Source organism: Rhodococcus sp. X156 (assembly GCF_004006015.1).
GTDB lineage: Bacteria > Actinomycetota > Actinomycetes > Mycobacteriales > Mycobacteriaceae > X156.
In genome coordinates this window covers 1,395,746-1,420,282 of record NZ_CP034766.1, presented here as the reverse complement: position 1 = coordinate 1,420,282, position 24,537 = coordinate 1,395,746, and the positions used below count along the sequence as shown (strand labels likewise).

20 protein-coding genes, 2 tRNA genes and 2 pseudogenes are annotated in these 24,537 nt (G+C 72.3%); 9 read left to right on the top strand and 15 right to left on the bottom strand.

Annotated elements, in window-relative coordinates:
- Window positions 1–47: 47 nt before the first annotated feature.
- From ELX43_RS06710 to ELX43_RS06695, 4 genes are all read right to left on the bottom strand, one after another.
- Entirely contained in the window at window positions 48–1,259 is a 1,212-nt protein-coding gene (locus ELX43_RS06710) for an acyl-CoA dehydrogenase family protein (protein ID WP_127782687.1), read from the bottom strand.
- A complete protein-coding gene (locus ELX43_RS06705) occupies window positions 1,256–2,614 on the bottom strand; it encodes an acyl-CoA dehydrogenase family protein (RefSeq protein WP_206518127.1) in 1,359 nt (452 codons plus the stop codon). Before ELX43_RS06705 ends, ELX43_RS06710 begins: the two co-directional genes overlap by 4 nt.
- Window positions 2,615–2,710: 96 nt before the next feature.
- On the bottom strand, window positions 2,711–2,887 hold the full coding sequence (locus ELX43_RS06700) for a DUF1059 domain-containing protein (RefSeq protein WP_127782686.1): 177 nt from the start codon (window positions 2,885–2,887) through the stop codon (window positions 2,711–2,713).
- A 65-nt stretch (window positions 2,888–2,952) separates the two neighbouring features.
- Complete coding sequence (locus ELX43_RS06695; RefSeq protein WP_127782685.1) at window positions 2,953–4,056, bottom strand: EAL domain-containing protein; 1,104 nt, start codon at window positions 4,054–4,056, stop codon at window positions 2,953–2,955.
- Between the two features lie 165 nt (window positions 4,057–4,221).
- Between ELX43_RS06695 and ELX43_RS17590 the strand changes: the two genes are divergently transcribed.
- From ELX43_RS17590 to ELX43_RS06680, 4 genes are read left to right on the top strand one after another with little or no spacing between them, the layout of a single operon-like run.
- Window positions 4,222–4,518 (top strand): hypothetical protein, encoded by a 297-nt coding sequence (locus ELX43_RS17590; RefSeq protein ID WP_164860596.1) that lies wholly within the window; start codon window positions 4,222–4,224, stop codon window positions 4,516–4,518.
- The gene (locus ELX43_RS06690; RefSeq protein WP_164860595.1) at window positions 4,515–5,702 is read left to right on the top strand and encodes an HNH endonuclease signature motif containing protein; all 1,188 of its coding nucleotides are present in this window, start codon (window positions 4,515–4,517) and stop codon (window positions 5,700–5,702) included. Before ELX43_RS17590 ends, ELX43_RS06690 begins: the two co-directional genes overlap by 4 nt.
- A gap of 14 nt (window positions 5,703–5,716) precedes the next feature.
- The gene (locus tag ELX43_RS06685) at window positions 5,717–6,880 is read left to right on the top strand and encodes an aminotransferase class V-fold PLP-dependent enzyme (RefSeq protein WP_127782683.1); all 1,164 of its coding nucleotides are present in this window, start codon (window positions 5,717–5,719) and stop codon (window positions 6,878–6,880) included.
- Between the two features lie 43 nt (window positions 6,881–6,923).
- Window positions 6,924–7,571: a pyridoxamine 5'-phosphate oxidase family protein gene (locus ELX43_RS06680; protein WP_127782682.1), complete on the top strand. Its 648-nt coding sequence runs from the start codon at window positions 6,924–6,926 to the stop codon at window positions 7,569–7,571.
- A 12-nt stretch (window positions 7,572–7,583) separates the two neighbouring features.
- On the opposite strand, the gene ELX43_RS06675 is transcribed toward ELX43_RS06680, so the two are convergent.
- Both ELX43_RS06675 and ELX43_RS06670 read right to left on the bottom strand, forming a co-directional pair.
- The gene (locus ELX43_RS06675; protein ID WP_127782681.1) at window positions 7,584–8,717 is read right to left on the bottom strand and encodes a cystathionine gamma-lyase; all 1,134 of its coding nucleotides are present in this window, start codon (window positions 8,715–8,717) and stop codon (window positions 7,584–7,586) included.
- The gene (locus tag ELX43_RS06670) at window positions 8,714–9,712 is read right to left on the bottom strand and encodes an NAD(P)H-dependent glycerol-3-phosphate dehydrogenase (RefSeq protein WP_127782680.1); all 999 of its coding nucleotides are present in this window, start codon (window positions 9,710–9,712) and stop codon (window positions 8,714–8,716) included. The genes ELX43_RS06675 and ELX43_RS06670 overlap by 4 nt, the downstream gene beginning before the upstream one ends.
- Window positions 9,713–9,809: 97 nt before the next feature.
- Here ELX43_RS06670 and cofC point away from each other — a divergent pair.
- The 3 genes and pseudogenes from cofC to ELX43_RS06655 form a co-directional block, all read left to right on the top strand.
- Window positions 9,810–10,424: pseudogene (gene cofC, locus ELX43_RS06665) on the top strand (2-phospho-L-lactate guanylyltransferase); the annotation flags it as partial.
- A 416-nt stretch (window positions 10,425–10,840) separates the two neighbouring features.
- Window positions 10,841–12,985, top strand: coding sequence for an RNA degradosome polyphosphate kinase (locus ELX43_RS06660; RefSeq protein ID WP_241249876.1), 2,145 nt, complete (start codon window positions 10,841–10,843; stop codon window positions 12,983–12,985).
- Window positions 12,982–13,872, top strand: a complete 891-nt coding sequence (locus tag ELX43_RS06655; RefSeq protein ID WP_127782678.1) for an NUDIX hydrolase — start codon at window positions 12,982–12,984, stop codon at window positions 13,870–13,872. The genes ELX43_RS06660 and ELX43_RS06655 overlap by 4 nt, the downstream gene beginning before the upstream one ends.
- A 221-nt stretch (window positions 13,873–14,093) precedes the next feature.
- Here ELX43_RS06655 and ELX43_RS06650 read toward each other — a convergent pair.
- The 3 genes and pseudogenes from ELX43_RS06650 to leuC form a co-directional block, all read right to left on the bottom strand.
- Window positions 14,094–14,405 (bottom strand): annotated as a pseudogene (locus ELX43_RS06650) (HU family DNA-binding protein); the annotation flags it as partial.
- Window positions 14,406–14,516: 111 nt separating this feature from the next.
- Entirely contained in the window at window positions 14,517–15,119 is a 603-nt protein-coding gene (gene leuD, locus ELX43_RS06645) for a 3-isopropylmalate dehydratase small subunit (RefSeq protein ID WP_127782676.1), read from the bottom strand.
- Between the two features lie 11 nt (window positions 15,120–15,130).
- Complete coding sequence (gene leuC / locus ELX43_RS06640) at window positions 15,131–16,546, bottom strand: 3-isopropylmalate dehydratase large subunit (RefSeq protein ID WP_127782675.1); 1,416 nt, start codon at window positions 16,544–16,546, stop codon at window positions 15,131–15,133.
- A 55-nt stretch (window positions 16,547–16,601) separates the two neighbouring features.
- On the opposite strand from leuC, the gene ELX43_RS06635 reads away from it, so the two are divergent.
- Window positions 16,602–17,303, top strand: a complete 702-nt coding sequence (locus ELX43_RS06635) for an IclR family transcriptional regulator (protein WP_127782674.1) — start codon at window positions 16,602–16,604, stop codon at window positions 17,301–17,303.
- Window positions 17,304–17,406: 103 nt separating this feature from the next.
- Here the strand turns inward: ELX43_RS06635 and ELX43_RS06630 are convergent.
- The 6 genes from ELX43_RS06630 to serA all read right to left on the bottom strand — a co-directional run bounded on the left by ELX43_RS06630 (window position 17,407) and on the right by serA (window position 22,763).
- A tRNA-Glu gene (locus ELX43_RS06630) sits at window positions 17,407–17,479 on the bottom strand.
- Between the two features lie 33 nt (window positions 17,480–17,512).
- Window positions 17,513–17,584, bottom strand: a tRNA-Gln gene (locus tag ELX43_RS06625).
- Between the two features lie 104 nt (window positions 17,585–17,688).
- Entirely contained in the window at window positions 17,689–19,164 is a 1,476-nt protein-coding gene (gltX, locus tag ELX43_RS06620; protein ID WP_127782673.1) for a glutamate--tRNA ligase, read from the bottom strand.
- 19 nt (window positions 19,165–19,183) lie between these two features.
- The gene (locus tag ELX43_RS06615; protein ID WP_127782672.1) at window positions 19,184–19,957 is read right to left on the bottom strand and encodes a fumarylacetoacetate hydrolase family protein; all 774 of its coding nucleotides are present in this window, start codon (window positions 19,955–19,957) and stop codon (window positions 19,184–19,186) included.
- Window positions 19,958–20,033: 76 nt separating this feature from the next.
- The gene (locus tag ELX43_RS06610; RefSeq protein WP_127782671.1) at window positions 20,034–21,050 is read right to left on the bottom strand and encodes a 3-isopropylmalate dehydrogenase; all 1,017 of its coding nucleotides are present in this window, start codon (window positions 21,048–21,050) and stop codon (window positions 20,034–20,036) included.
- A gap of 114 nt (window positions 21,051–21,164) precedes the next feature.
- Window positions 21,165–22,763 (bottom strand): phosphoglycerate dehydrogenase, encoded by a 1,599-nt coding sequence (gene serA, locus ELX43_RS06605; RefSeq protein WP_164860594.1) that lies wholly within the window; start codon window positions 22,761–22,763, stop codon window positions 21,165–21,167.
- Between the two features lie 164 nt (window positions 22,764–22,927).
- Here serA and ELX43_RS06600 point away from each other — a divergent pair, with 164 nt between their 5' ends.
- Window positions 22,928–24,418: an FAD-dependent oxidoreductase gene (locus ELX43_RS06600; protein WP_127782669.1), complete on the top strand. Its 1,491-nt coding sequence runs from the start codon at window positions 22,928–22,930 to the stop codon at window positions 24,416–24,418.
- Window positions 24,419–24,537: the final 119 nt, after the last annotated feature.

Sequence of the window (24,537 nt, the reverse complement as noted above, 5' to 3'; positions counted from 1 at the left end):
CTTCCCACCACATCCGCAGCCTCCGAACCTGTCCCGGGTGAGCCGGCCTACTTCAGCTCGGCCGAGCTCTTCCCCAGCAGTCTGCGCGCCACGATCAGCTGCTGGATCTGCTGGGTGCCCTCGAAGATGTCCAGGATCTTGGAGTCGCGGGCCCACTTCTCCAGCAGGGAGTGCTCGGAGTAGGCGATCGAGCCGACCAGCTCCACGCAGCGCAGGGTGATCTCGGTGCCCACCCGGCCGGCCTTGGCCTTGGCCATCGACGCCTGCAGCGAGTTCGGCTTGCCGTTGTCGGCCATCCACGCCGCCTGCAGCACCAGCAGGTACGCGGCCTCCCAGTCGGCCTCCATGCCCAGCAGCGTTGCCGCGGCGTGCGACTGCTGGGCGGCGGGCCGGTCGTAGTCCACCACCACGCCGGCCTCGGCCAGCAGGTCGCGGGTCTCCTCGATGGCCGCCCGGGCGCAGCCGACGGCCATCGCGGCCACCAGCGGGCGGGTGTTGTCGAAGGTCTGCATGGCACCGGCGAAGCCGCCGGAGGTGTCGATCTCCGGGTTGCCCAGCAGGTTCTCCTTGGGCACCCGGCAGTTCTCCAGGAACAGCGTGGCGGTGTCCGACGCCCGGATCCCCAGCTTGTGCTCCAGGCGGGCCACGGTCAGGCCCGGGGTGTCCTTGGGCACCAGGAACGACTTGATGGCGGCGCGGCCGAGGTTCTTGTCCAGCGTCGCCCACACCACCACGGAGTCCGACCGCTCGCCGGAGGTGACGAAGATCTTCTCGCCGTTGAGCACGTAGTGGTCGCCGTCGAGCACCGCCGTGGTGCGGATGGCCGCGGAGTCCGACCCGCACTGCGGCTCGGTGATGGCCATCGACGCCCAGGTGCCGGCGAAGCGCTCGAGCTGCTCGTCGTTGGCCACCGAGGCGATCGCCGAGTTGCCCAGGCCCTGGCGCGGCATGGACAGCAGCAGGCCCACGTCGCCCCAGCACATCTCCATGATGGACAGCGCGGTGGACATGTTGGAGCCGTTGGCGTTCTTCTGCTCCCCGCTCTGGGCGGTGCGGCGCACACCGGCAGCCCCGGCACCGCCGGTGGCCGAGGAGTCGTTGAGCCCGTCGACGACGGACGCCAGCAGGTCCAGCTCCTTGGGGTAGGAGTGCTCGGCGGAGTCGTACTTGCGCGAGTTCGCCCGCAGCACCTCCGCGGCGGTCTGGTGCGCCTGGTTGACGAAGGCGGTGAACTTCCTGGGAACCTCGAGGTTGATCATGCGAGCACGATTCCTTCCATCACGCCGATGCTGCGGAGGTCGCGGTACCACCGCTCGACCGGGTGCTCCTTGACAAATCCGTGGCCGCCGAGCAGCTGCACGCCGTCGCTGCCGATGCTCATGCCGCGCTCGGCGCACAGCTTGCGGGCCAGGGCGGTGTCCCTGGCGAAGTCCTTGCCCTGCGCGGCCCGGCTTGCGGCCCGGTAGGTGACCAGGCGCATGCCCTCCAGCTCGATGGCCATGTCCGCCACCTTGAAGGCCACGCCCTGCCGGTTGCTGATGGGCTCGCCGAAGGCGATGCGCTCGTTGACGTAGGGGGTGACGTAGTCCAGCACGGCCTTGCTCGTGCCCAGCGCGAGAGCGCTCCAGCCGAGGCGGCCCAGCCGGATGCACTCGGCGTACACCTCGGGACGTCCCGCCCCGAGCAGCGCGTCGGCGGGCAGGTGCACCTCGTCGAGCATCACCCGTCCCATGCTCGCGGCCCGCAGCCCCATGGCCGGCTCTGCCTCGATGCTCAGCCCGACGCTGCTGGACTCCACCACGAACAGCGCGGGACCGGTGCCCTCCAGCTCTGCGGCGATGATGAACAGCTCGTCCTCGGCAGCCCGGGGCACCAGCGACTTGGCGCCGGTGAGCACGAACCCTGTGCCGGAGCGCCGCGCGGTGGTGCGCAGCGCGAAGGGGTCGAACAGCGGGTGCGGCTCGAGCACGGCCAGCGCGGCGGCCGGGACGTCCTCGCCCACGAAGGCCGGCAGGTACTTGGCCTGCTGGGCTGCGTCGCCCCAGAGCACCAGGGCGGTGCTGACGGCCGACGGCGCCAGGCAGGAGACCGCCAGGCCCATGTCACCGTGCGCCAGGGCCTCGGCCACCAGGACGTTGGTGACGGCGGAGCGCTCGCTGCCCACCCCGCCCAGCTCCTCGGGCACGCCGACCAGCGTCACGCCCAGCTCGTTGACCCGCTCCAGCAGCCCGGGCGGCGGAGCGCAGGCCTCGTTGGCCTCTGAGGCGGCCGGGCGCAGCTGCTCGGCGGCGAAGTCGGCCACCGTCTCCACGATCATCTGCTGCTCGTCGTCGGGGGTGAGGTCGAACAGGTCGCTGGGGCGGGCGGCAGGCAGGCGGGCGGGCTTGCCCAGCTGGTTCACCGCGCTGAAGCCCCGGCTGGCCGCCCCCGCCACGCGGAAGCCGCTGCGCGAAGCCTGGTAGGCCACCTGCTCGGCGCGCTTGCGCATCTTCAGGCGATCCAGCACGGACGACCCGGCCAACCAGTTCAGCGCTGCGAGGCCGTAGCCCATGGCGTCGCGCTGGGCCGGACGCGGCGCGCCTGAGCTCGTCTCATGGCTCTTGGTGCTCGTCATGGCCGTTACCTTACTGGAGAGTAGATAACGGATCACACCATGACGCTGGTCACGCCGATTCGGCGCCTCGGTCGACGCGGCAGCGCACCAGCAAGGTCAGGCGGTCAGGGGGGTCATCGCCCCACGCACCTGCAGCACCATCTCGGGCGACACGCTGGTCATGCCGTGGTCCCTGGCGGCGTGCCTGGCGGCCTGGGCCAGGATCTCGTCCTCGGTACCGGTGAACGCAGCGGTGCACCCGGGCACCACGTCGCCGCAGCGAAAGCTCTTCATGTCTGGCCTCTCTCGATGGAGTGTCGTCTCTCCCCCATCGGCCGGCCCCACGATCTCCTGAGCGGCTAGGGCCGCCGACAGAGGGCCACGACGAGGTCGTCCACGGTGACGGTGCCAAGGACCGAACCCGCTCCGTCGGTGCACACCAGCGGGGCGAACCGGTGGGGCTCCGCGCGCACCACAGCCCGGCGAGCCACCTCCACCACGTCAGCGCTCGGCGCCACGGTCATCGCCGGAGCCCACCCGCTCGTCGACCCGCGCACCGCCCCCGGCACCCGCACCTGGGTGACGCGGCCGGTCTCGGCGACCAGCACGTCGCAGGTGAGCGGGTCGGAGCCCACCACCGCGGTGCGCACCAAGGAGGCGACGTGGTCGCCGAGAACGGTACGGCTGGCGGTGCTGCGGATGCGGGTGACCGTGTCGGGCTCCAGCTCGGTGCGCATGGTGGGCGCGGGGCGGGCCAGCGCCCAGCCCTGCCCGAGGGGCACACCCAGCGCGATCAGCGCGTCCAGCTCGCCGGTGGTCTCGATGCCCTCGGCCAGGATCCAGGCGTCCATCCGACCGGCGAGGTCGCCGAAGACCTCCACCAGGGAGCGCTTCACCGGGTCGCGGTCGATGCCGGTGACCAGCTCGCGGTCCAGCTTGACGATGTCCGGCCGCAGCGTCAGCAGCTTGCTCAGCCCGGCGTAGCCGGTGCCGGCGTCGTCCATGGCGATGAGCCCGCCGACGCTGCGGACGTGCTCGATCACCGCCGCCGCCGTGGGGTGCTCGCTGCCCTGGGTGTGCTCGGTGAGCTCGAGCACGACGCGGGTGAGGTCGTCGGTGCCGGTGAGGACGTCGGCGACCTGACCGACCGTGAGCAGGTGGGGGTCGACGTTGACGGTGAGGAAGGTGTTGGCCGGCAGGTGGGCGCGTGCGGCGATGCCGGCGCTGAGCACGCGGGACTGCAGCTCGGCGTTGAAGCCCCAGTGGTCGGCGGCGGCGAACCAGCGGTCCGGCGAGGCCTGCCAGGGGCCGGTGAAGCGCGACAGCAGCTCGTAGCCGGCGACCCGTCCGGTGGTGAGCTCCACGATGGGCTGGGCGTGCAGCGCGAGCGGGGTGCGACGCTCGACGACGTCCTGCAGCGCGGCGCGCCACCGTCCGTCGGACGTCTCCGGAACCTCACTCATAGTTACGCACTATGACAGGCAGTAACCCAGGAGGTGGCCAGGCGCGCGCCAGGAACGGGGGTTTCGACAGTCCCGCCCCGGTCTCCACCTACACCAGCTCTCCGTCACGCAAGGTGGCCCGAATCGCCCTAGCCACAGCGCGAGCCTGCCGGTAAAGTCGAACACATGTTCGAATCAGCGACGTTGTCGGAGCACCCGAGACCGGGGGCGTGCACCACCGAGGAGCTCGTGGCGCTGATGGCTGCGCATGCCCGGGCGGAGGCTGCACACGCGGCCGGCAAGCTCGCGGCGGTGGCGGAGCTGTACCGACGCCGGTGCGAGGACGATCTCCGCGCCCAGGTGTGTGCCGCGCAGGTCGGGGAGTTCGTCGCCGCCGAGGTGGGCGTCGCCCTGACGGTGAGCCGTGCGATGGCGGGGGTGTTCGTGCACGTGGGGCGGCGCTGGCGGAGCGGTTGCCGTTGACCCGGCTGGCCTTCGCCCGCGGGGAGCTGGACTTCACCCGGGTGCGGGCGATCGCCGACCGCACCACCGTCCTGGAGGAGTCGGTGGCGGCGGCGGCGGAGGCCCGAATCCTGGAGGTCGCGCTGCGTCCGGGTCGGGAGCTCACCCGGGCCCGGCTGGTGGCAGCACTCGACCGGATCGTGGCCGAGGTCGACCCCGACGGGGTGCGCGAGCGCCGCCGGCGCGCTCACCACGACCGAGATCTGCAGGTGCGGGCCGACACCGACGGACTGGCGTCGGTGTGGGGCCTGCTGCCGGCGGTGGACGGGGCGGTGCTGGACTCCCGGCTGGGGCAGATGGCGCAATCGGTCTGCAGCGCCGATCCCCGCAGCCTCGCCCAGCGCCGCGCCGACGCCCTCACCGCCCTCGCCCTGGGTGCGGACCACCTCGCCTGCACCTGCACCGATCCTGGCTGCCCCTGCGCCCCGCAGGCCCCGGCCACGCCGCAGGTGTTGCTGCAGGTCAGCATCGACGCCGCCACCCTCGCCGGTGCCACCGACCTGCCCGGGGCGCTGGCCGGGCTGGGTGTGCTTGATGCCGACGTGGTGCGCACCCTGGCCGCCGACGCCACCTGGCAGCGCTTGCTCACCCACCGCGGCACCATCATCGCCGCCGACCCACCGACCCCCGCGGGTGCCGTCGCCCACGCCGCAGCCGTGCACCGCTACACCCCCGGGGCAGCCCTGGCCCGGCTGGTCCGCGCCCGCGACGGCCACTGCCGCTTCCCCGGCTGCGCGGTGCCCGCCGCCCGCTGCGACCTCGACCACGTCGAGCCCTTCCACCACTCCAACCCCGCCGCTGGTGGGCTCACCGTGGCCACCAACCTGCAGTGCCTGTGCCGCTGGCACCACCGCCTCAAGACCCACGGCGACTGGACCGTGCAGCCCCAACGCGGCGCCGTCATGCGCTGGACCAGCCCCACCGGCACCACCCACGACACCGTCCCCGGCGACCCACACCACCTGCCGCCACCGTCCGAGGACCACCTCACCGGCGCCGAGCGTCACGACTTCCTGCACCACGTCCCCACCCACCACGACATCGACGGGGACAACACCGACGGGGACGACCACAACCGTGGCCAGGCCACCCACCCGGCTGCGCACCACCTCGTCACCGCCAGCGCCGACCCACCACCCTTCTAGCTAAGGTCCTGGTCATGCCGCTGGACGTCGATCGCGCCCGTCGCGAGACCTCAGGCTGCCGCGAGGTGGCGCACCTCAACAACGCCGGTGCCGCGCTGCCCCCGGACGCCGTCACCGAGGCGGTCATCGACCACCTGCGGCTGGAGGCACGCATCGGCGGGTACGAGGCCGCGGCACAGGCGGCGGAGGCCACCGCACACACCTACTCCGCGGTGGCCGAGCTGCTCGGCTGCGCCGACACCGAGGTCGCGCTGGTGGAGAACGCCACCCGGGCGTGGGACATGGCGTTCTACTCGCTGTCCTTCTCCCCCGGCGACCGCATCCTCACCAGCACCGCGGAGTACGCCAGCAACGCGCTGGCGCTGCTCCAGGTCGCCCAGCGGACGGGGGCGCGCATCGAGGTCCTGGCCGACGACGAGCACGGCCAGGTCGACCTGACCGACCTGGCCGAGCGGCTGGACAGCACCGTCAAGCTGGTCGCCGTCACCCACGTGCCCACCCACGGCGGCCTGGTCAACCCCGCCGAGGGCATCGGCACGCTCACCCGCGCCGCCGGGGTCCCCTTCCTGCTCGACGCCTGCCAGTCCGCCGGTCAGCTGCCCCTGGACGTCCGCACGCTCGGCTGCGACATGCTCTCGGCCACCGGCCGCAAGTTCCTCCGCGGCCCGCGGGGAACCGGGTTCCTCTACGTCGCCGAGTCCCTCGCCGACCGGCTCCAGCCGCCGTTCCTCGACCTGCACTCCGCGTCCTGGACCGGTCCCGACACCTTCACGGTCGCTCCCGGTGCCCGCCGCTTCGAGACCTGGGAGGGCAACGTCGCCGGAAAGATCGGCCTCGGCGTCGCCGTGGACCACGCCCTGCAGTGGGGCCTGCCCGCCATCGCCGAACGCATCACCACCGTGGCCGCCACGCTGCGCGAGCGGCTGCGCGAGCTCCCCCACGTCCAGGTGCACGACCGCGGCGAGCGGCTCTGCGGCATCGTCACCTTCAGCGTGCACGACGCCGCCTCGGCCGACGTCTCGGCACAGCTGCGCCGGGCGGGGATCAACACCAGCGTCACCACCGCGGCCAACTCCCGGTTCGACCCGCACGCCCAGCAGGACCTGGTGCGCGCCTCCGTGCACTACTACAACACCACCGACGAGATCGACCAGCTCTGCGCCGCCCTGCCGCGCTGAAACCCGTCGCAGCCCACCGCCCTCGGGTGCGAGGATCGTGCGCATGTCCCCCGAGCTCTCGCCGACCCCGCGCAGCACCGTCCGCAAGTCCGCGCGGGCCCGCACCGACCGGGCCGACCTGCACGCCGTGCTCGACGCCGGCCTGGTCGCCCACCTGGGCGTGGTGGTCGACGGTGCTCCCCTGGTGCTGCCCACCACCTACGGCCGCGTGGGCGACACGGTCTACGTGCACGCCTCCACCGGCGCCCCGAGCCTGCGCGCCGCCGCCGGCCACCGGGTCTGCCTCACCGTCACCCTGCTCGACGGCCTGGTCTACGCCCGCTCGGTGTTCCACCACTCCGCCAACTACCGCAGCGCCGTCCTGCACGCCGAGGCCCGCCCGGTGACCGACCCGCAGGAGAAGCTGGCCGCCCTGCGCGCCCTGGTGGAGCACGTGACGCCCGGCTCGTGGGAGCACGCCCGCGGCCCCTCCGCCAAAGAGCTCGCCGCCACGGCCGTGCTGGCCATCGACACCAGCGAGGCCAGCGTCAAGGTGCGCCAGGGGCCCCCGGTGGACGACGACGCCGACGTCGAGGCGGGCACAGCCTGGGCCGGGGTGCTGCCCGTGACCCAGAGCTGGGGCGAGCCGCAGCCGTGTGCCCTGCTGCCGGTGGAGGCCGCCGTGCCCGCGCACGTCAGGGACCGGGGCTAGCCCTGCACCGGACTAGCGCAGCGAGTCCAGCGCCTGGGTGAGGTCGCGGACCAGGTCGTCGGTGTCCTCGATGCCGCAGGAGAGCCGGAAGAACCCCGGTGCCACGTCATCACCCCAGCGGGCCCGCCGGTCGATGGTGGTGTGCAGCCCGCCGAAGCTGGTGGCCAGGGTGGTCAGCTCGCTGGCCGCCACCAGTGCGTGCACCGCCTCCGCCGAGGGCAGCACGCCGCGCACCAACCCGCCGAACCGGCTCATCTGGGTGGCGGCCACCGCGTGCGCAGGATCGTCAGCCAGGCCCGGCCAGCGGACGTCGGTCACGGCCGGGTGGCGCACCAGCAGCTCGGCCAGCGCCGCCGCGTTGGTGCCCTGGCGGTCCAGCCGCAGCGCGGCACTGCCGATGCTGCGGTGGGCCAGCCACGCCTCGAACGGTCCCAGCACCACCCCGGACATCGTCCGCTCGCGGTAGACCTGCCCGAGCAGCTCGGCGTCAGCGGTGGCCAGGTAGCCCATCAGCAGGTCGCTGTGCCCGGAGAGTGCCTTGGTGCCGCTGGCCACCACCACGTCGGCGCCCAGCTGCAGCGGCAGCTGGCCCAGCGGGGTGGCCGTGGTGTTGTCCACCGCCAGCAGGGCTCCCGCCCGCCGGCAGGCGGCGCTCAGCGCGCGCAGGTCCACCACGTCCAGACCCGGGTTGGACGGCGACTCGGCCAGCACCAGCCGTGCCCCAGCCACTGCCTCCACCATCGCCGGGGTGTCCACCTCGCGCACCTCGATGCCCTGGGGCACCAGCTTCTCCGCGGCGTACGCCCGCGCCAGGTAGTACCCGTCCGAGGGCATCACCAGCACGTCCCCGGGCCGCAGCACGGTGCGCATCAGCACGGTGATGGCCGACATCCCCGTGCCGAACACCGCCGCACCGACCTCCGGCGAGCCCTCGCCCTCCAGCTGGCTCAGCGCCAGCTCCAGCCCCCGCCAGGTGGGGTTGGAGTTGCGCGCGTAGAAGTCGCTCTCGCTGCCCTCGTCGGCGCTGAGGTGGTACGGGGCGGCCAGCACCGGTCCCGGCATGATCGGCTCGCCCGGCGCCCCGGGGGCCACCCCGGCGCGCACGCAGCGGGTGGAGTCGCCCAGGCCCTGCTCGGGGGTGCTCATTCCGGCTTGGTCCTGCGGCCGAGCAGCTGGGAGGCCAGCACCTGCACGCTGAGCCCGTCGTGGCACACCCGGTGCACCCCGGCGGCGATGGGCACGTCCACCGAGTGTCGCGCGGCCAGCTCGGTGATGGCCGAGCAGCTCTTGACGCCCTCGGCGACCTGGCCCTTGGTGGCCAGCTGCGCCTGTTCCAGCGACTCCCCCGCCCCCAGCCGCGCCCCGAAGGTGCGGTTGCGCGACAGCGTGGACGAGCAGGTGGCCACCAGGTCACCCATCCCGGCCAGCCCGGCGAAGGTGGCGGGCTCCGCACCGAGCGCGACGCCCAGGCGGGTGGTCTCGGCCAGGCCGCGGGTGATGATGCTGGCCAGGGAGTTCTCCCCCATCCCCATGCCCACGGCCATCCCGCAGGCCAGCGCGATGACGTTCTTGTAGGCCCCGGCCAGCTCGCAGCCCAGCACGTCGGTGTTGGTGTACGGGCGGAAGTACCAGCTGGTGCACGCCTGCTGCACGGCCACCGCCCGCTCGTGGTCCAGGCAGGCGATCACGGTGGCGGTGGGCTGCTCCAGCGCGATCTCGCGGGCCAGGTTCGGCCCGGACAGCACCGCCACCCGGTCGGCGGCCGCCCCGGTCACCTCGCGCACCACCTCGGTCATCCGCTGCAGGGTGCCCAGCTCCACGCCCTTGGCCAGCGACAGCAGCGTCGCGTGCGCCGGAAGGCCGTCGGTCCACCCCACCAGGTTCTCCCGCAGCGACTGCGCGGGCACGGCCAGCGCCACGATGTCGGCTCCGTCGAGGGCGGCTCGGGCGTCGGAGGTGGCGCACAGGGTGTCCGGCAGCGTCACGCCGGGCAGGTAGTCGGCGTTGCGCCGCTGCTCCTGCACCTGGCGGGCGACCTCGGGCCGGCGCGCCCACAGCGTCACGTCGCTGCCCGCGTCGGCCAGCACCTTGGCAAAGGTGGTGCCCCACGAACCCGCACCCAGCACGGCCACTCGCGCCACTCGAACCCCTGTCCTGAAACGTCTGCTGCCTCGGTCCTGCCCGGCAGACCATCATGGCCTAACCGCTCCGGCGACCTGCGGCTGGCAGGATCAAGCCGTGTCCTCCCCCACTGCCACCCCCTCCGCCGCGGGCGTCCACGTGGTGCTGGCCGTGAAGGACCTCCTCAACGCCAAGAGCCGCCTGGCCGAGGCGGTGCCCGACGTCCGGCGCCGCGACCTGGTGCTGGCCATGCTCGCCGACACGCTCTCCGCCGTCGCCCGCACCCCGCAGGTGGCCGGCGTGCACGTGGTCACCCGGGACGACGCCGTGGCCGCCACCGCCGTGCGGTGGGGTGCAGCGGTGCTGGCCGACCCCGACGTGGACGGCCTCAACCCCGCCCTCGCCCACGCTGCCGCCACGATCCCGCACCGCCCGCTGGTGGCGCTGCAGGCCGACCTGCCGGCCCTTCGCCCCGCCGAGCTGGCCGCCGCCCTGGACGCCGCCGCCGGTCACCTGCGCTGCTTCGTCGCCGACCGCAGCGGCACCGGCACCACGCTGCTGCACACCACCGGGGTGGAGCTGAACGCCCGCTTCGGCCCCGGTTCGGCCGCCGCGCACTCCTGCTCCGGCGCCACCTCGCTCGCCCCCGGGTGGCCGGGCCTGCGCTGCGACGTGGACACCGTGACGGACCTCGCCGCGGCGCTGCGGCTGGGCGTCGGGCCCGCCACCGCCGCCGTGCTCGACGCCATGGGAACCGCGGGCACGGTGCAGGACGCGCCGGACAGCGCGCTGGTGGTCCGCGGGGACCAGGGCAGCACCATCACCTGCCCGCCCACCGCCGCAGCCCTGGGCGGCTGGCGCCAGCTGCGCACCGGCCAGCGGGTGCGGGTGCACCGCAACACCGCCGGCGAGGTGGTGCTGGTGACCACGGCCCCGGCGGCCCTGCCCGGCTGAGCGACCCGGGGCGCCAGCCCCCCGAGGGATCCGAGCGCCCCGGTGACCGCCGCCGTCCCCGGTAGCAATGGGGGATGATGTCCTGTGTGAGCACCGCAGAGACCAGCACCGGTTCGAACGTCCCCCCCAGCAGCGGCCCGGACGGTGACCCCGCGACCGACCCGGAGACCGCCACCGTGGTCGACGGCACCGCAGTGGTCGACGGCACCGCCGACGCCGACGGTGGCATCGCCGCCGTGCACCGGGGCCTGCCCACCGCGCCGCCCGCGGTCACGCCCCGCCGGGCCCAGGCCACCGACCTGCCCGCCCACCGCTACGCCAACCGAGAGCTCAGCTGGCTGGACTTCAACTCCCGGGTCCTCGCCCTGGCCGAGGACCCCTCCATCCCGCTGCTGGAGCGCGCCAAGTTCCTGTCGATCTTCGCCTCCAACCTCGACGAGTTCTACATGGTGCGGGTGGCCGGGCTGAAGCGCCGGGACGAGACCGGCCTGTCCGTGCGCTCGGCCGACGGCCTGTCCCCCCGCGAGCAGCTGGCCATGGTCGCCGAGCGCACCCAGGAGCTGGCGGAGAAGCACGCCCGGGTCTTCCTGGACGAGGTGCAGCCGGGGCTGGCCAAGGAGGGCGTGGCCATCGTCGGCTGGGACGACCTCGAGGAGGAGCCCCGCGCCCGCCTGTCGCACTACTTCCGCGAGCAGCTCTTCCCCGTGATCACCCCGCTGGCCGTCGACCCCGCCCACCCCTTCCCCTACATCAGCGGGCTCTCCCTCAACCTCGCGGTGACGGTGCGCGACGTGCAGTCCGGCGGCGAGCGCTTCGCCCGGGTGAAGGTGCCCGACAACGTGGACCGCTTCGTGCGGGTGCGCCTGGCCGAGGACGTCTTCCTGCCGCTGGAGGCGCTGATCTCGGCGCACCTGGACGCGCTGTTCCCGGGCATGGAGGTGGTGGAGCACCACGCCTTCCGGATCACCCGCAACGCCGACTTCGAGGTGGAGGAGGACCGGGACGAGGACCTGCTGCAGGCCCTGGAGCGTGAGCTCGCTCGCCGCCGGTTCGGCTCGCCGGTGCGCCTGGAGGTCGCCGACGACATGACCGAGCACATGCTCGAGCTGCTGCTGCGCGAGCTGGACGTAAACCCGCGCGACGTGGTCGAGGTGCCCGGGCTGCTGGACCTCACCAGCCTCATGCAGATCTACGGGGTGGACCGACCGCACCTCAAGGACGCACCGTTCGTGCCGGCCACCCACCCGGCCTTCGGCGAGCGGGAGACCCCCAAGAGCGTCTTCCCCACCCTGCGCGAGGGCGACGTGCTGGTGCACCACCCCTACGACTCGTTCTCCACCAGCGTGCAGCGCTTCGTGGAGCAGGCCGCCGCCGACCCGCAGGTGCTGGCCATCAAGCAGACCCTCTACCGCACCTCTGGCGACTCCCCCATCGTGGACGCCCTGGTGGACGCCGCGGAGGCCGGCAAGCAGGTGGTGGCGCTGGTGGAGATCAAGGCCCGCTTCGACGAGCAGGCCAACATCAAGTGGGCGCGCAAGCTGGAGCAGGCCGGGGTGCACGTGGTCTACGGGCTGGTGGGCCTGAAGACGCACTGCAAGATCTGCCTGGTGGTGCGGCGCGAGGGCACCACCATCCGGCGCTACTCCCACCTGGGCACCGGCAACTACAACCCCAAGACCGCCCGGCTCTACGAGGACATCGGCCTGCTCACCGCGTCCCCGGAAATCGGCCGCGACCTCACCGAGCTGTTCAACTCCCTCACCGGCTACTCCCGCCAGCGCACCTACCGCAACCTGCTGGTGGCGCCGTACGGGGTGCGCCGCGGCATCATCGAGCGCATCGACGCCGAGATCGAGCACGCCCGCCGGGGGGAGCCCGCCGGCATCCGGCTCAAGGCCAACGCCCTGGTGGACGAGCAGGTGGTGGACGCCCTCTACCGCGCCTCGCAGGCCGGCGTCTCGGTGGACGTGGTGGTGCGGGGCATCTGCACCCTCAAGCCCGGGGTGCCCGGCCTCAGCGAGAACATCACCGTGCGCAGCATCCTGGGCCGCTTCCTGGAGCACTCCCGGGTGATGCACTTCCTCGGCGGCAACGAGTTCTGGATCGGCAGCGCCGACATGATGCACCGCAACCTCGACCGGCGGGTGGAGGTGATGGTGCAGGTGACCGACCCGCGGCTGACCAAGGAGCTCGAGGCGGTCTTCGACGACGCGCTGGACCCCGCCACCCGGTGCTGGGTGATGCGTCCCGACGGCGAGTGGGTGGCCGCCCCGGCCTCCGGCGAGCAGGTCCGCGACTACCAGGTGGAGCTCATGCGACGCCACGGGGCCGCCGGATGAGCGTGGAGGAGCCGATCAGGGCCGCTGGCGCGGTGGTGTGGCGCCGAGACCCCGGTGGCGCGCTGGAGGTCGCCGTGGTGCACCGCCCGCGCTACGACGACTGGTCGCTGCCCAAGGGCAAGCTGGACCCCGGGGAGCACGCCACCACCGCCGCGGTCCGGGAGGTGGCCGAGGAGACCGGGCTGCGGGTGGCCCTGGGTCGGTACGTCGGCACCATCTCCTACCGGACCGACGGCCGCCCGAAGGTGGTCACCTACTGGGCCGCCCGGGTGCTGGGCGGGCAGTTCCAGGTCAACGACGAGGTGGACGAGCTGCGCTGGCTGAGCCTGCCGCACGCCCGGCGGCTGGCCAGCTACTCCTTCGACGCACGGGTGCTCGACCAGTTCGCCGAGCGCCCGGTCGACACCACCACCCTGTTGCTGGTGCGCCACGCCAAGGCCGGCTCGCGCAAGCAGTTCCAGGGAGACGACCGGCTGCGGCCGCTGGAACCGGTGGGCAGGCAGCAGGCAGCGGCGCTGGTGCCGATCCTGCGGGCCTTCGGCGCCACCGAGGTGCACGCCGCGGACCTGGTGCGGTGCGTGCAGACCGTGCAGCCGCTGGCCGACGCCCTCGGCGTGCCCGTCCTCACCGAGCCGGCCCTGTCCGACAAGGCGTTCGAGTCCGACCCCGCGCTGGCCGAGAAGCGGTTGCTGGAGATCGCCGAGCTGCCGACGACCCCCGTCGTCTGCAGCCAGGGTGATGCCATCCCCGGCCTGCTGCACTGGCTGTCCGCGCGGGACCAGGTGGGCCTCCCCCCTTCCCGAAATCGAAAGGGCAGCACCTGGGTTCTCTCCCAGCAAGGGGGTCGAGTGATCGAGGTTGATCATCTCGACACCCCGTTGCGTTAAACGGACAGTGAGGTAGAACAACAGATAGTCAAGCGAAATAGCTACTCCCCGTGAAGCTATTTCTTTGACTTACTATTCTTCTTGCTGTCCGCCTTCTTCCCTTTGGACGAAGTGGGGTCTTTTGTCGAACCAGACTTCTTTGGGCCACTCTTCTTGTCCGCGTCCGACTTCTTGCCCGCGGCGGAGCGCTTGCGCCCGGCCCCTCCCTGGCCGGCCGAGGCGCGCTTGACCGCCGGGGCGTCCTCAGGCAGCTCCTGCTCGCCCGAGACCACCGCCTTGAACTGGGCACCAGGCCGGAACGCGGGTACCGACGTGGGGGCCACCCGCACCGTTTCCCCAGTTCGCGGGTTGCGGGCGACCCGTGCGGCCCTGGCTCGCTTCTCGAACACACCGAAACCGGTGATCGTCACGTGGTCGCCCGCCTCCACCGTGCGCACCACGATGTCCACGATGTGTTGGACGGCCTCCGCAGCCACCCGCTTGTCGCCGTTCAGGCGTTGGGAAAGTGAATCGATGAGCTGCGCCTTGTTCATCCCGAGTCCTCCGCCAGGGGCGGCCCCGAACGGGCCAACCTGGCGCCACGGTAAACCCAGAATCGACAGGAGTCCAAGTGGCGGGCCATTTCTGGCGCGCGCCGAAGGCGATTACCCCGAGAATTGCTGAGTCGTCACCGGCAACCACCGGGGGCGGGACTCCTCAAAGGCGGTGATGTCGTCAACCTGTCTCAATGTGAGACCAATGTCGTCGAGGCCCTCCAGCAGCCGCCAGCGGGTGTAGTCGTCAATGTCGAACGGCACCACCAGGCTTCCCGCCGTGACGGTCCGCTCGGTGAGGTCGACGCTCACCTGGGTGCCGGGACGCTCCTCGAGCACCTTCCAGAGCAGCTCGACGTCGGACTGGCTGCACTGCGCGGCCAGCAGCCCCTGCTTGCCGGCGTTGCCCCGGAAGATGTCGGCGAAGCGGGAGGCGATGACCACCCGGAAGCCGTAGTCGCCCAAGGCCCAGACAGCGTGCTCGCGGGAGGAGCCGGTGCCGAAGTCCGGTCCGGCCACCAGCACCGAGCCGGCGTCGTAGGGCGGCTTGTTCAGGATGAACTCCGGGTCGCTGCGCCAGCCGGCGAACAGCCCGTCCTCGAACCCGGTGCGGGTGACCCGCTTGAGGTAGACCGCCGGGATGATCTGGTCGGTGTCGACGTTGGACCTGCGCAGCGGCACGCCGATCCCGGTGTGGGTGGTGAAGGCTTCCATGGTCGTACCTCTCAGCTCAGGTCGGCGGGCGCGGACAGCGTGCCGCGCACGGCGGTGGCGGCGGCGACCTGCGGCGACACCAGGTGGGTGCGACCACCCTTGCCCTGGCGGCCCTCGAAGTTGCGGTTGGACGTGGAGGCGGCCCGCTCACCGGGCGCCAGCTGGTCGGGGTTCATGCCCAGGCACATCGAGCAGCCGGCCTGGCGCCACTCGGCACCGGCGTCGAGGAAGACCTTGTCCAGACCCTCCTGCTCGGCCTGCGCCTTGACCCGCATGGACCCCGGCACCACCAGCATCCGCATCCCCTCGGCCACGTGGCGGTCACGCAGGACGTCGGCAGCGGCCCGCAGGTCCTCGATGCGACCGTTGGTGCAGGAGCCCAGGAAGACGGTGTCCACGGTGACCTCCCGCAGCGGCATGCCCGGGGTGAGACCCATGTACTCGATGGCCTTCTGGGCGGCCTGGCGGTCACCCTCCTCGACGATGGTGTCGGGGTCGGGCACCGAGGCGCCCAGCGGCAGGCCCTGGCCGGGGTTGGTGCCCCAGGTGACGAACGGGGTGAGCGTGGTGGCGTCGATGCGCACCTCGTGGTCGAAGACCGCGTCGTCGTCGGTGCGCAGCTGCTCCCAGCTGGCCACCGCGGCGTCCCAGTCGGCTCCCTGCGGGGCGTGCGGGCGGCCCCTGAGGTAGTCGTAGGTGGTCTGGTCGGGCGCGATCATGCCCGCCCTGGCGCCGGCCTCGATGGACATGTTGCAGATGGTCATGCGCGCTTCCATGGACAGCGCCTCGATGGCCTCGCCGCGGTACTCCAGCACGTAGCCCTGCCCGCCGCCGGTCCCGATCTGGGCGATGACGGCGAGGATCAGGTCCTTGGCGGTGACGCCGGGGGGGAGCTGGCCGTCGACGGTGATGGCCATGGTGCGGAACGGGCGCAGCGACAGCGTCTGGGTGGCCATCACGTGCTCCACCTCGCTGGTGCCGATGCCGAAGGCCAGCGCACCGAAGGCGCCGTGGGTGGAGGTGTGGCTGTCGCCGCAGACGATGGTGACGCCGGGCTGGGTGAGACCCAGCTGGGGACCGATGATGTGCACGATGCCCTGCTCGGCGTCGCCCATGGAGTGCAGGCGGATGCCGAACTCCGCGCAGTTGGCCCGCAGGGTGTCCACCTGGGTCCGGGAGACCAGGTCGGCGATCGGCTTGTCGATGTCGGTGGTGGGGACGTTGTGGTCCTCGGTGGCGATGGTGAGGTCAGGACGACGCACCGGCCGGCCGGCCAGCCGCAGGCCGTCGAATGCCTGCGGGCTGGTCACCTCGTGCACGAGGTGCAGGTCGATGTAGATCAGGTCGGGCTCGCGCTGCTCCCCCGTGCCGGCGCCCTGTCGCACGACGTGGGCGTCCCACACCTTCTCGGCCAGTGTCTTCGGCATACGTCTTCCATCTCCGCTCACGCGTTCCCAGCATGTGGGACGTTAGTATCGTCCTGTGAGACAGCATAGCGGTATCGGCGTGCTCGACAAGGCGGTGCTGGTCCTGCACGCGGTGGCGGCGGAACCCTGCGCGCTCGGTGAGCTGTGCGCCAGGACCGGGCTGCCCCGGGCCACCGCGCACCGCCTCGCCGTCGGCCTGGAGCTGCACCGGATGCTGGCCAGGGACGAGCAGGGCCGCTGGCGACCCGGACCGGCCCTCAGCGAGCTGGCGGCCACGGTCACCGACCCCCTCCTGGACGCCGCTGCGGGCGTGCTGCCCCGGCTGCGCGACCTCACCGGGGAGAGCGTGCAGCTCTACCGTCGCGAGGGCCTCAGCCGGGTCTGCGTGGCCATCGCCGAGCCACCCACCGGGCTGCGCGACACCGTGCTGGTCGGCACTCACCTGCCGCTGACCGCCGGATCGGGAGCCAAGGTGCTGGTGGCGTGGGCCGAGCCCCAGCTGCAGGGGTCCGTGCTGGACGAGGCCACCTTCACCGCCCAGACCCTGGCCCAGGTCCGGGCCCGCGGCTGGGCGCAGAGCGTGGCCGAGCGGGAGCCCGGGGTGGCCAGCGTGGCGGCACCGGTGCGCGACGCCGCCGGCGCGGTGGTGGCGGCGGTGTCGGTGTCCGGCCCGGTGGACCGGATCGGCAGGCGCCCGGGCGAGCGCTGGGCGGCAGACCTGCTGGCGGCGGCGGAGGCCCTGCAGCAGCAGCTCTGAGCGGGCCGCCAGGCGATGTGACCTTCACCGCACCGTCGTCGGCGTGCTGCCCCGAACGGCAAGAAACCCCCTGCCGCAGTGCGACAGAGGGTTTCGTGCTGTGTAGCCCCGACGGGATTCGAACCCGCGCTACCGCCTTGAGAGGGCGGCGTCCTAGGCCGCTAGACGACGGGGCCAGGGAGATCAACACGTCCGTGCTGATCTCTCAGCTGGGGTACCAGGACTCGAACCTAGAACAACTGAACCAGAATCAGCCGTGTTGCCAATTACACCATACCCCAATGGCTTCCAAGTTCCAAACCGGCTGGCTGCCGGTGGTTGGTTCCTTGTTCTCGAGCCGTGGAAGAGACTAGCGCACCCCCGGCCGAGACCACCAATCCCCTGGTCAGCGGGCCGCAGCGCGCAGTCTGCCCAGGGAGCGCTCCCGGCCGAGCAGCTCCAGCGACTCAAACAGCGGCGGGCTGATGGTGGAGCCGGTGACGGCCACCCGCACCGGCGCGAACGCCTTGCGCGGCTTGAGCCCCAGATCCTCCACCAGCGCCATTTTCAGCGCCTCCTCGATGCTGGCCGTGTCCCACCCCTCCAGGGCCTCCAGGGCCGCCACAGCGGCGTTCAGGGCCGGCTCCGCGTCGGGGCCGAGCGTCTTCTTCGCGGCTGCCTCGTCGATGGTGAACTCGCTCTCGTCCACGAAGAGGAAGCCGAGCAGGGCGGCGGCGTCGGAGAGCACCACGATGCGGGTCTGCACCAGGTCGGCCGCGGTGGCGAAGAGCTCGGAGTCCACGTCGGCGGGCAGCTGGCCGTGCGCGGTGAGGTGCGCGCGCAGCCGCTGGGCGAAGTCGGCCGGCTCCAGCATCCGGATGTGCTCGGCGTTGATGGCGTCGGCCTTCTTCTGGTCGAACCGCGCCGGGTTGGAGTTCACTGCGTGCACGTCGAAGGCGTCCACCATCTCCTGCAGGCTGAAGATGTCGTGGTCGTCGGCGATGGACCAGCCCAGCAGGGCCAGGTAATTGAGCAGACCCTCGGGGATGAAGCCACGCTCGCGGTGCAGGAACAGGTCCGCCTGCGGGTCGCGCTTGGACAGCTTCTTGTTGCCCTCCCCCATCACGAAGGGCAGGTGCCCGAACTCCGGGGTGAAGTCGGCGACCCCGACGCGCTGCAGCGCCTCGTAGAGGGCCAGCTGGCGCGGGGTGGAGGACAGCAGGTCCTCCCCGCGCAGCACGTGGGTGATGCCCATCAGCGCGTCGTCCACCGGGTTCACCAGGGTGTAGAGCGGCTGGCCGTTGCCCCGGGTGATGGCGAAGTCCGGCACGGTACCGGCGCGGAAGGTGGTCTCCCCGCGGACCAGGTCGTTCCAGGTGAGGTCGTGGTCGGGCATCCGCAGCCGCAGCACCGCCGGACGGCCCTGGGCGCGGAAGTCGGCCTTCTGCTCCTCGGTGAGCGTGCGGTCGTAGTTGTCGTAGCCCAGCTTGGGGTCGCGACCGGCGGCCTTGTGCCTGGCCTCCACCTCCTCGGGGGTGGAGAAGCTCTCGTAGACCTCGCCCGCCTCGACCAGCTTGGCGACGACGTCGGTGTAGAGGCCCTTGCGCAGCGACTGCCGGTAGGGCTCGTGCGGACCGCCCACCTCCGGGCCCTCGTCCCAGTCCAGCCCCAGCCAGCGCAGCGCGTCCAGCAGGGCGTCGTAGGACTCCTGGGTGTCCCGGGCGGCGTCGGTGTCCTCGATGCGGAAGACGAAGGTGCCGCCGGTGTGCCGCGCGTAGGCCCAGTTGAACAGGGCCGTGCGGACGAGGCCCACGTGGGGTGTGCCGGTGGGCGACGGGCAGAAGCGGACACGGACCGGGCGGGTGCTCTGGGAGGTAGTCATGTTGCTCCCAGGCTATCGGTCAGCGCTTGGCCGCCACCGGGTTGGTCAGCGTGCCGATGCCCTCGACGGTGACGCTCACGCTCTGGCCCGCCTTGATCGGCCCGACGCCGGCCGGGGTGCCGGTGAGGATCACGTCACCGGGCAGCAGCGTCATGATCGCCGAGACCCACTCGATGATGTCCGCCACGTCGTGCAGCATCAGCGAGGTGCGGCTGCGCTGAACCACCTCGCCGTCACGCTCGGTGACCAGCTCCAGGTCGCCCGGGTCCAGCTGGGTCTCGATCCACGGGCCCAGCGGGCAGAACGTGTCGTGGCTCTTGCCCCGGGTCCACTGCCCGTCCGCGGCCTGGTGGTCGCGGGCGGTGACGTCGTTGGCCACGGTGTAGCCCAGCACCACGTCCAGCGCCTTGGCGGCCGGCACGTCCTTGCAGGGACGCCCGATCACCACGGCCAGCTCACCCTCGTAGTCCACCCGGGTGGAGCTCGGCGGCAGGACGATGGGCGCGTGCGGGCCCACGATGGTGGTGGAGGGCTTCATGAAGATCACCGGGGCCTCCGGCGCCGCCCCGCCCATCTCGGCGGCGTGGTCGGCGTAGTTCTTGCCCACGCAGATGATCTTGGTGGCCAGGATCGGCGCCAGCAGGCGCACGTCGGCCAGCTTCCAGCTGCGCCCGGTGAAGGTGGGTGTGCCGAAGGGGTGCTCGGCGATCTCGCGCGCCTGCTGCTCAGGGCCCTCCCCCTCGATGCTGACGAAGGCGACCCCATCCGGGCTGGCAACTCGACCCAAGCGCATGCGCCCGAGCCTACGGTGCGGCTCGACCCCGGCAGCGAGGGCCACCGGGGTCGAGCAGGGTCTGCGCGGGAGGGGACTAGCCGGCGACGCGGGCGGCCAGGCGGTCGCCGATCTCCTTGGTGCTGGTGGCGGCGGTGCCCCGCTCGGCCAGGTCGGCGGCCACCGCGTCCTCGATGGCGCGAGCCTGTGCGGGGTGGCCGAGGTGCTCCAGCAGCAGCGCCACCGACAGCACCGCGGCGGTGGGGTCGGCGATCCCCTGGCCGGCGATGTCCGGCGCGCTGCCGTGCACCGGCTCGAACATGCTCGGGTTGGTGCCCGAGGCGTCCAGGTTGCCGCTGGCGGCCAGGCCGATGCCGCCGGAGATGGCGGCCGCAAGGTCGGTGATGATGTCGCCGAAGAGGTTGTCAGTGACGATCACGTCGTACTGCGAGGGCTTGGTGACCATGTGGATGGTGGCGGCGTCCACGTGCTGGTAGGCCACCGTGACGTCGGGGTGCTCGGCGGCGACCTGGTCGACCACGCGGGTCCACAGCGAGCCGGCGTTGGCGAGCACGTTGTTCTTGTGCACCAGGGTGAGGTGCTTGCGGCGGTTCTCCGCGCGGGCGAAGGCGTCGCGCACCACGCGCTCCACGCCGAACCAGGTGTTCACGCTGACCTCGGTGGCCACCTCGTGCGGGGTCGCCCTGCGGAGCACGCCGCCGTTGCCGGTGTAGGGGCCCTCGGTGCCCTCGCGGACCACCACGAAGTCGATCTCGCCCGGGTCGGCCAGCGGGCTGCGCACGCCGGGGAACAGCCGCGACGGACGCAGGTTCACGTGGTGGTCCATGGCGAAGCGCAGCTTGAGCAGCAGGCCGCGCTCCAGGGTGCCGCTGGGCACCGACGGGTCGCCGATGGCCCCCAGCAGGATGGCGTCGTGCCCGCCCAGCTCGGCGATCACCGACTCCGGCAGCAGCTCGCCGGTGGCGTGCCAGCGCCGGGCACCCAGGTCGTACGTGGTCAGGTCGGCCCCGGGGGCCACCACGTCGAGCACCTTGAGCGCCTCGGCGACCACCTCAGGTCCGATCCCGTCACCCGGAATCACCGCGAGCTTCATCCACTGCCTCCTGCACACATGAGTATGGGGCCGCCACACAGCGGCCGAGGTGCACGCTACCGGGCGACACGAGGTCGCCCGGCAGCGCGCTCGGCGGCGCTCAGGTCAAGCGGCTCAGCTGAAGTCGACCAGCTCGATGGTGCTGGCGCCGGCCGCCTCGGCGATGGGGGCGAGCTGGTCGGCCGCCGGTGCCCGGTCCACGCGGAGCATCATCACCGCGCTGTCGCCCTGGGCCGCCTGGCTGAGCTGCGCGGCCTCGATGTTCACGCCCTGCTCGCCGAGCAGGGTGCCGACCTTGCCCATCACGCCGGGCTTGTCGGCGTAGGCCAGCAGCAGCACGGTGCCCTCGGCCCGCAGGTCGAAGTTGCGGCCGTTGATGGAGACGACCTTCTGCACCTGCTGAGGGCCGGACAGGGTGCCGGCGACGCTGTAGGCGGCACCGTCGCCCATGGCGGCGTGCAGCACGACCACGGAGCGGTGGGCGGGGCTCTCGGTGGCGGTGGTGACCTCCACGCTCACCCCGCGCTCCTCGGCGATGGACGGCGCGTTGACGAAGGTGACCTGCTCCTCCACCGCGCCGGAGAACAGCCCGCGCAGGGCGGCCAGCTGCAGCACGGTGACGTCCTCCGACGCCAGCTCGCCGCGGACCTCGACGGTGACCGAGGTGGGCAGGCTGCCGGACACCGCACCCAGCAGCACGCCGAGCTTGCGCACCAGCTCCAGCCACGGGGCGACCTCCTCGCCCACCACGCCACCGGCCTGCACGTTGACGGCGTCGGGCACGAAGTCACCGGCCAGGGCCAGCTTCACGCTGCGCGCCACGTCGGTGCCCGCGCGGTCCTGGGCCTCCACGGTGGAGGCACCCAGGTGCGGGGTGACCACGACGTTGCGCAGCTCGAACAGCGGGCTGTCGGTGCAGGGCTCGCTGCCGTAGACGTCGATGCCGGCGGCGCCGACCTGGCCGCTGGTGACGGCGTCGGCCAGCGCCTGCTCGTCGATGAGGCCGCCACGGGCGGCGTTGACGATGATGACGCCCTTCTTGGTCATCGCCAGCTGCTCGGCGCCGATGAGTCCCTTGGTCTCCGGGGTCTTGGGCAGGTGCACCGAGAAGGCGTCGGCGCGCTGCAGCAGCTCGTCCAGGGTGACCAGCTCGATGCCCAGCTGGGCCGCGCGGGCGGCGGAGACGTAGGGGTCGTAGGCGATGAGCGTGGTGCCGAAGGCGGCGATGCGCTGGGCGAAGAGCTGGCCGATCTTGCCCAGGCCCACCACGCCGATGGTCTTGCCGGAGATCTCCACACCGTTGAACTTGCTGCGCTGCCAGGTGTGCTCGCGCAGGGTGGCGTCGGCGGCCGGGATCTGCCGGGCGGCCGAGAGCAGCAGCGCCACGGCGTGCTCGGCGGCGGAGACGATGTTGGAGGTGGGCGCGTTGACCACCATCACGCCACGGGCGGTGGCCGCGGGCACGTCCACGTTGTCCAGGCCCACGCCGGCACGGGCGACGACCTTGAGGGTGTTGGTGGCGCCGAGCACCTCGGCGTCGACCTGGGTGGCGGAGCGGACCAGCAGGGCGTCGGCGCCGGCGACGGCCTCCAGCAGCGCCGGGCGGTCGGTGCCGTCGACGTGACGCACCTCCACTCCGTCGCCCAGCGCGTCGATGACGGACGGCGCGAGCTTCTCGGCGATGAGGACGACGGGACGGACGGACTGGCTCACTGACGATCTCCCTGGCTTGGAATATGTGACGAAGCGCGGTTCTTCGAGCCTACTTTGCGGTCCCGCCAGCCCAGCGGGCGGTGAACGGCTGTGCCTCCGCAGCACTTCCGGTGGGGCCCGCGGTGGGATAGACATGCACCACGGACGAGCACGGGGGGACCGTCATGGACGTCAGCAGCAGCAACCTCACTCGCCGTGGGCTCCTCGGCGGCCTGGCCGGTGGCGCGCTGCTGGCCAGTGGTGCGCTCTCCGCTCCCGTGCGGGCGGCCGCCGCGGGCGCGCGGGACCCGTTGCCGGGCACCGCCGACGTCGTGGTGGTGGGAGGCGGCATCTCCGGGCTGGTCACCGCGCGCGAGCTGGCCAGGGCGGGCCGGTCGGTGGTGCTGCTGGATGCCAGGGACCGGGTGGGCGGCCGGGTGCTCAACCACACCTTGGCCAACGGCTCGGTGATCGAGGCCGGTGGCGCGTTCGTCGGACCCACCCAGGACCGCATCCTGGCGCTGGCCGCCGAGCTGGGGGTCCCCACCTTCAAGGAGCACGTGGCCGGCGACAACATCTTCGCCGCCAACGGCCGCACCATGCGCTACCAGGGCACCGTCCCGCCGGACCTGGCCATCGTGGTGGACGCCTTCGTGCTGCAGCTGCGCATCGACTGGATGGCCGGGCAGGTGCCGGTGGACGCGCCGTGGAGCGCCCCGCACGCGGCGGAGTGGGACGCGGTGACGGTGCAGGAGTGGGTGCGCGCCAACACCTTCAACCGGGACACGCTGACCTTGTTGCAGTCGTTCCTGCAGCCCACCTACGGCTCCGACGGCGAGGACGTGTCGCTGCTGTTCTTCCTGTGGACCATCGCCTGCTCCGGCAACGAGACCACGCCGGGCAGCTTCGAGCGAGCCTCCAGCACCGCCAACGGAGCCCAGGACTCCCGGTTCGTGGGCGGCTCACAGCTGGTGCCCCTGGCCCTGGCCCGCCAGCTGGGCGCGGTTGTGCAGACCGAGGCCGCGGTGCGGCGCATCGCCCAGGACGACACCGGCGTGACGGTGACCAGTGACCGCGGCCAGGTGCGGGCGGGCCGGGTGGTGGTGGCCGCTCCCCCGCCCCTGGTCACGGCCATCGACTGGGACCCGCTGCTGCCTCCGCTGCGCCAGCAGCTGCTGACCCGGCTGCACCTGGGCACGCTGATGAAGGTGGACGCCGTCTACCCCTCGCCGTTCTGGCGCGCGGCCGGGCTGTCCGGCAGCGGCATCGCCACCTCCGGCGCGGTGCGCACCTGCTTCGACAACTCCCCTGCCGACGCCGCCGTGGGGGTGCTGCTGGCCTTCGTCGGCGGGTCGACGTGGCGCGAGTACGGCAACCTGCCCCTGGCGCAGCGCCGCACCGCGGTGCTGCAGGGCTTCGCCCAGCTCGTCGGCCCGCAGGCGCTCGACCCGGTGGAGTACGTGGAGCAGGACTGGACGCGGGAGCGCTGGACCAAGGGCTCGCCGGTGGCGTCGGCGGGCACCGGCACCACCACCGCCTACGGCGCGCAGATCCGGGTGCCCTTCGGTCGCGTGCACTGGGCGGGGACGGAGACGGCGACCTACTGGGCGGGATTCATGGACGGCGCGGTGCGGGCGGGTGAGCGCGCGGCGGCCGAGGTCTTGGCGCAAAGGTAGGGACACAGCGGTGACGGCCCCGCTGTGACGGCCCAGTGGTGAATGATCCCGGGGCGAGACCAGCCGTGCCCGCCGGCGCAGGAGCGCGGGCGGGCACGGCTGGTGGTGCAGCTGGCGGT

What these genes read in the sequence shown, in the direction of transcription:
- ELX43_RS06655 (WP_127782678.1), top strand. Translation starts at nt 12,982, where the DNA reads ATGAGCGTGGAGGAGCCGATCAGGGCCGCTGGCGCGGTGGTGTGGCGC.
- ELX43_RS06610 (WP_127782671.1), bottom strand. Translation starts at nt 21,050, where the DNA reads ATGAAGCTCGCGGTGATTCCGGGTGACGGGATCGGACCTGAGGTGGTC.
- ELX43_RS06705 (WP_206518127.1), bottom strand. Translation starts at nt 2,614, where the DNA reads ATGACGAGCACCAAGAGCCATGAGACGAGCTCAGGCGCGCCGCGTCCG.
- ELX43_RS06710 (WP_127782687.1), bottom strand. Translation starts at nt 1,259, where the DNA reads ATGATCAACCTCGAGGTTCCCAGGAAGTTCACCGCCTTCGTCAACCAG.
- ELX43_RS06600 (WP_127782669.1), top strand. Translation starts at nt 22,928, where the DNA reads ATGGACGTCAGCAGCAGCAACCTCACTCGCCGTGGGCTCCTCGGCGGC.
- gltX (WP_127782673.1), bottom strand. Translation starts at nt 19,164, where the DNA reads ATGACTACCTCCCAGAGCACCCGCCCGGTCCGTGTCCGCTTCTGCCCG.
- ELX43_RS06700 (WP_127782686.1), bottom strand. Translation starts at nt 2,887, where the DNA reads ATGAAGAGCTTTCGCTGCGGCGACGTGGTGCCCGGGTGCACCGCTGCG.
- ELX43_RS17590 (WP_164860596.1), top strand. Translation starts at nt 4,222, where the DNA reads ATGTTCGAATCAGCGACGTTGTCGGAGCACCCGAGACCGGGGGCGTGC.
- ELX43_RS06615 (WP_127782672.1), bottom strand. Translation starts at nt 19,957, where the DNA reads ATGCGCTTGGGTCGAGTTGCCAGCCCGGATGGGGTCGCCTTCGTCAGC.
- leuC (WP_127782675.1), bottom strand. Translation starts at nt 16,546, where the DNA reads ATGCCGAAGACACTGGCCGAGAAGGTGTGGGACGCCCACGTCGTGCGA.
- ELX43_RS06675 (WP_127782681.1), bottom strand. Translation starts at nt 8,717, where the DNA reads ATGAGCACCCCCGAGCAGGGCCTGGGCGACTCCACCCGCTGCGTGCGC.
- leuD (WP_127782676.1), bottom strand. Translation starts at nt 15,119, where the DNA reads ATGGAAGCCTTCACCACCCACACCGGGATCGGCGTGCCGCTGCGCAGG.
- ELX43_RS06695 (WP_127782685.1), bottom strand. Translation starts at nt 4,056, where the DNA reads ATGAGTGAGGTTCCGGAGACGTCCGACGGACGGTGGCGCGCCGCGCTG.
- ELX43_RS06680 (WP_127782682.1), top strand. Translation starts at nt 6,924, where the DNA reads ATGTCCCCCGAGCTCTCGCCGACCCCGCGCAGCACCGTCCGCAAGTCC.
- ELX43_RS06685 (WP_127782683.1), top strand. Translation starts at nt 5,717, where the DNA reads ATGCCGCTGGACGTCGATCGCGCCCGTCGCGAGACCTCAGGCTGCCGC.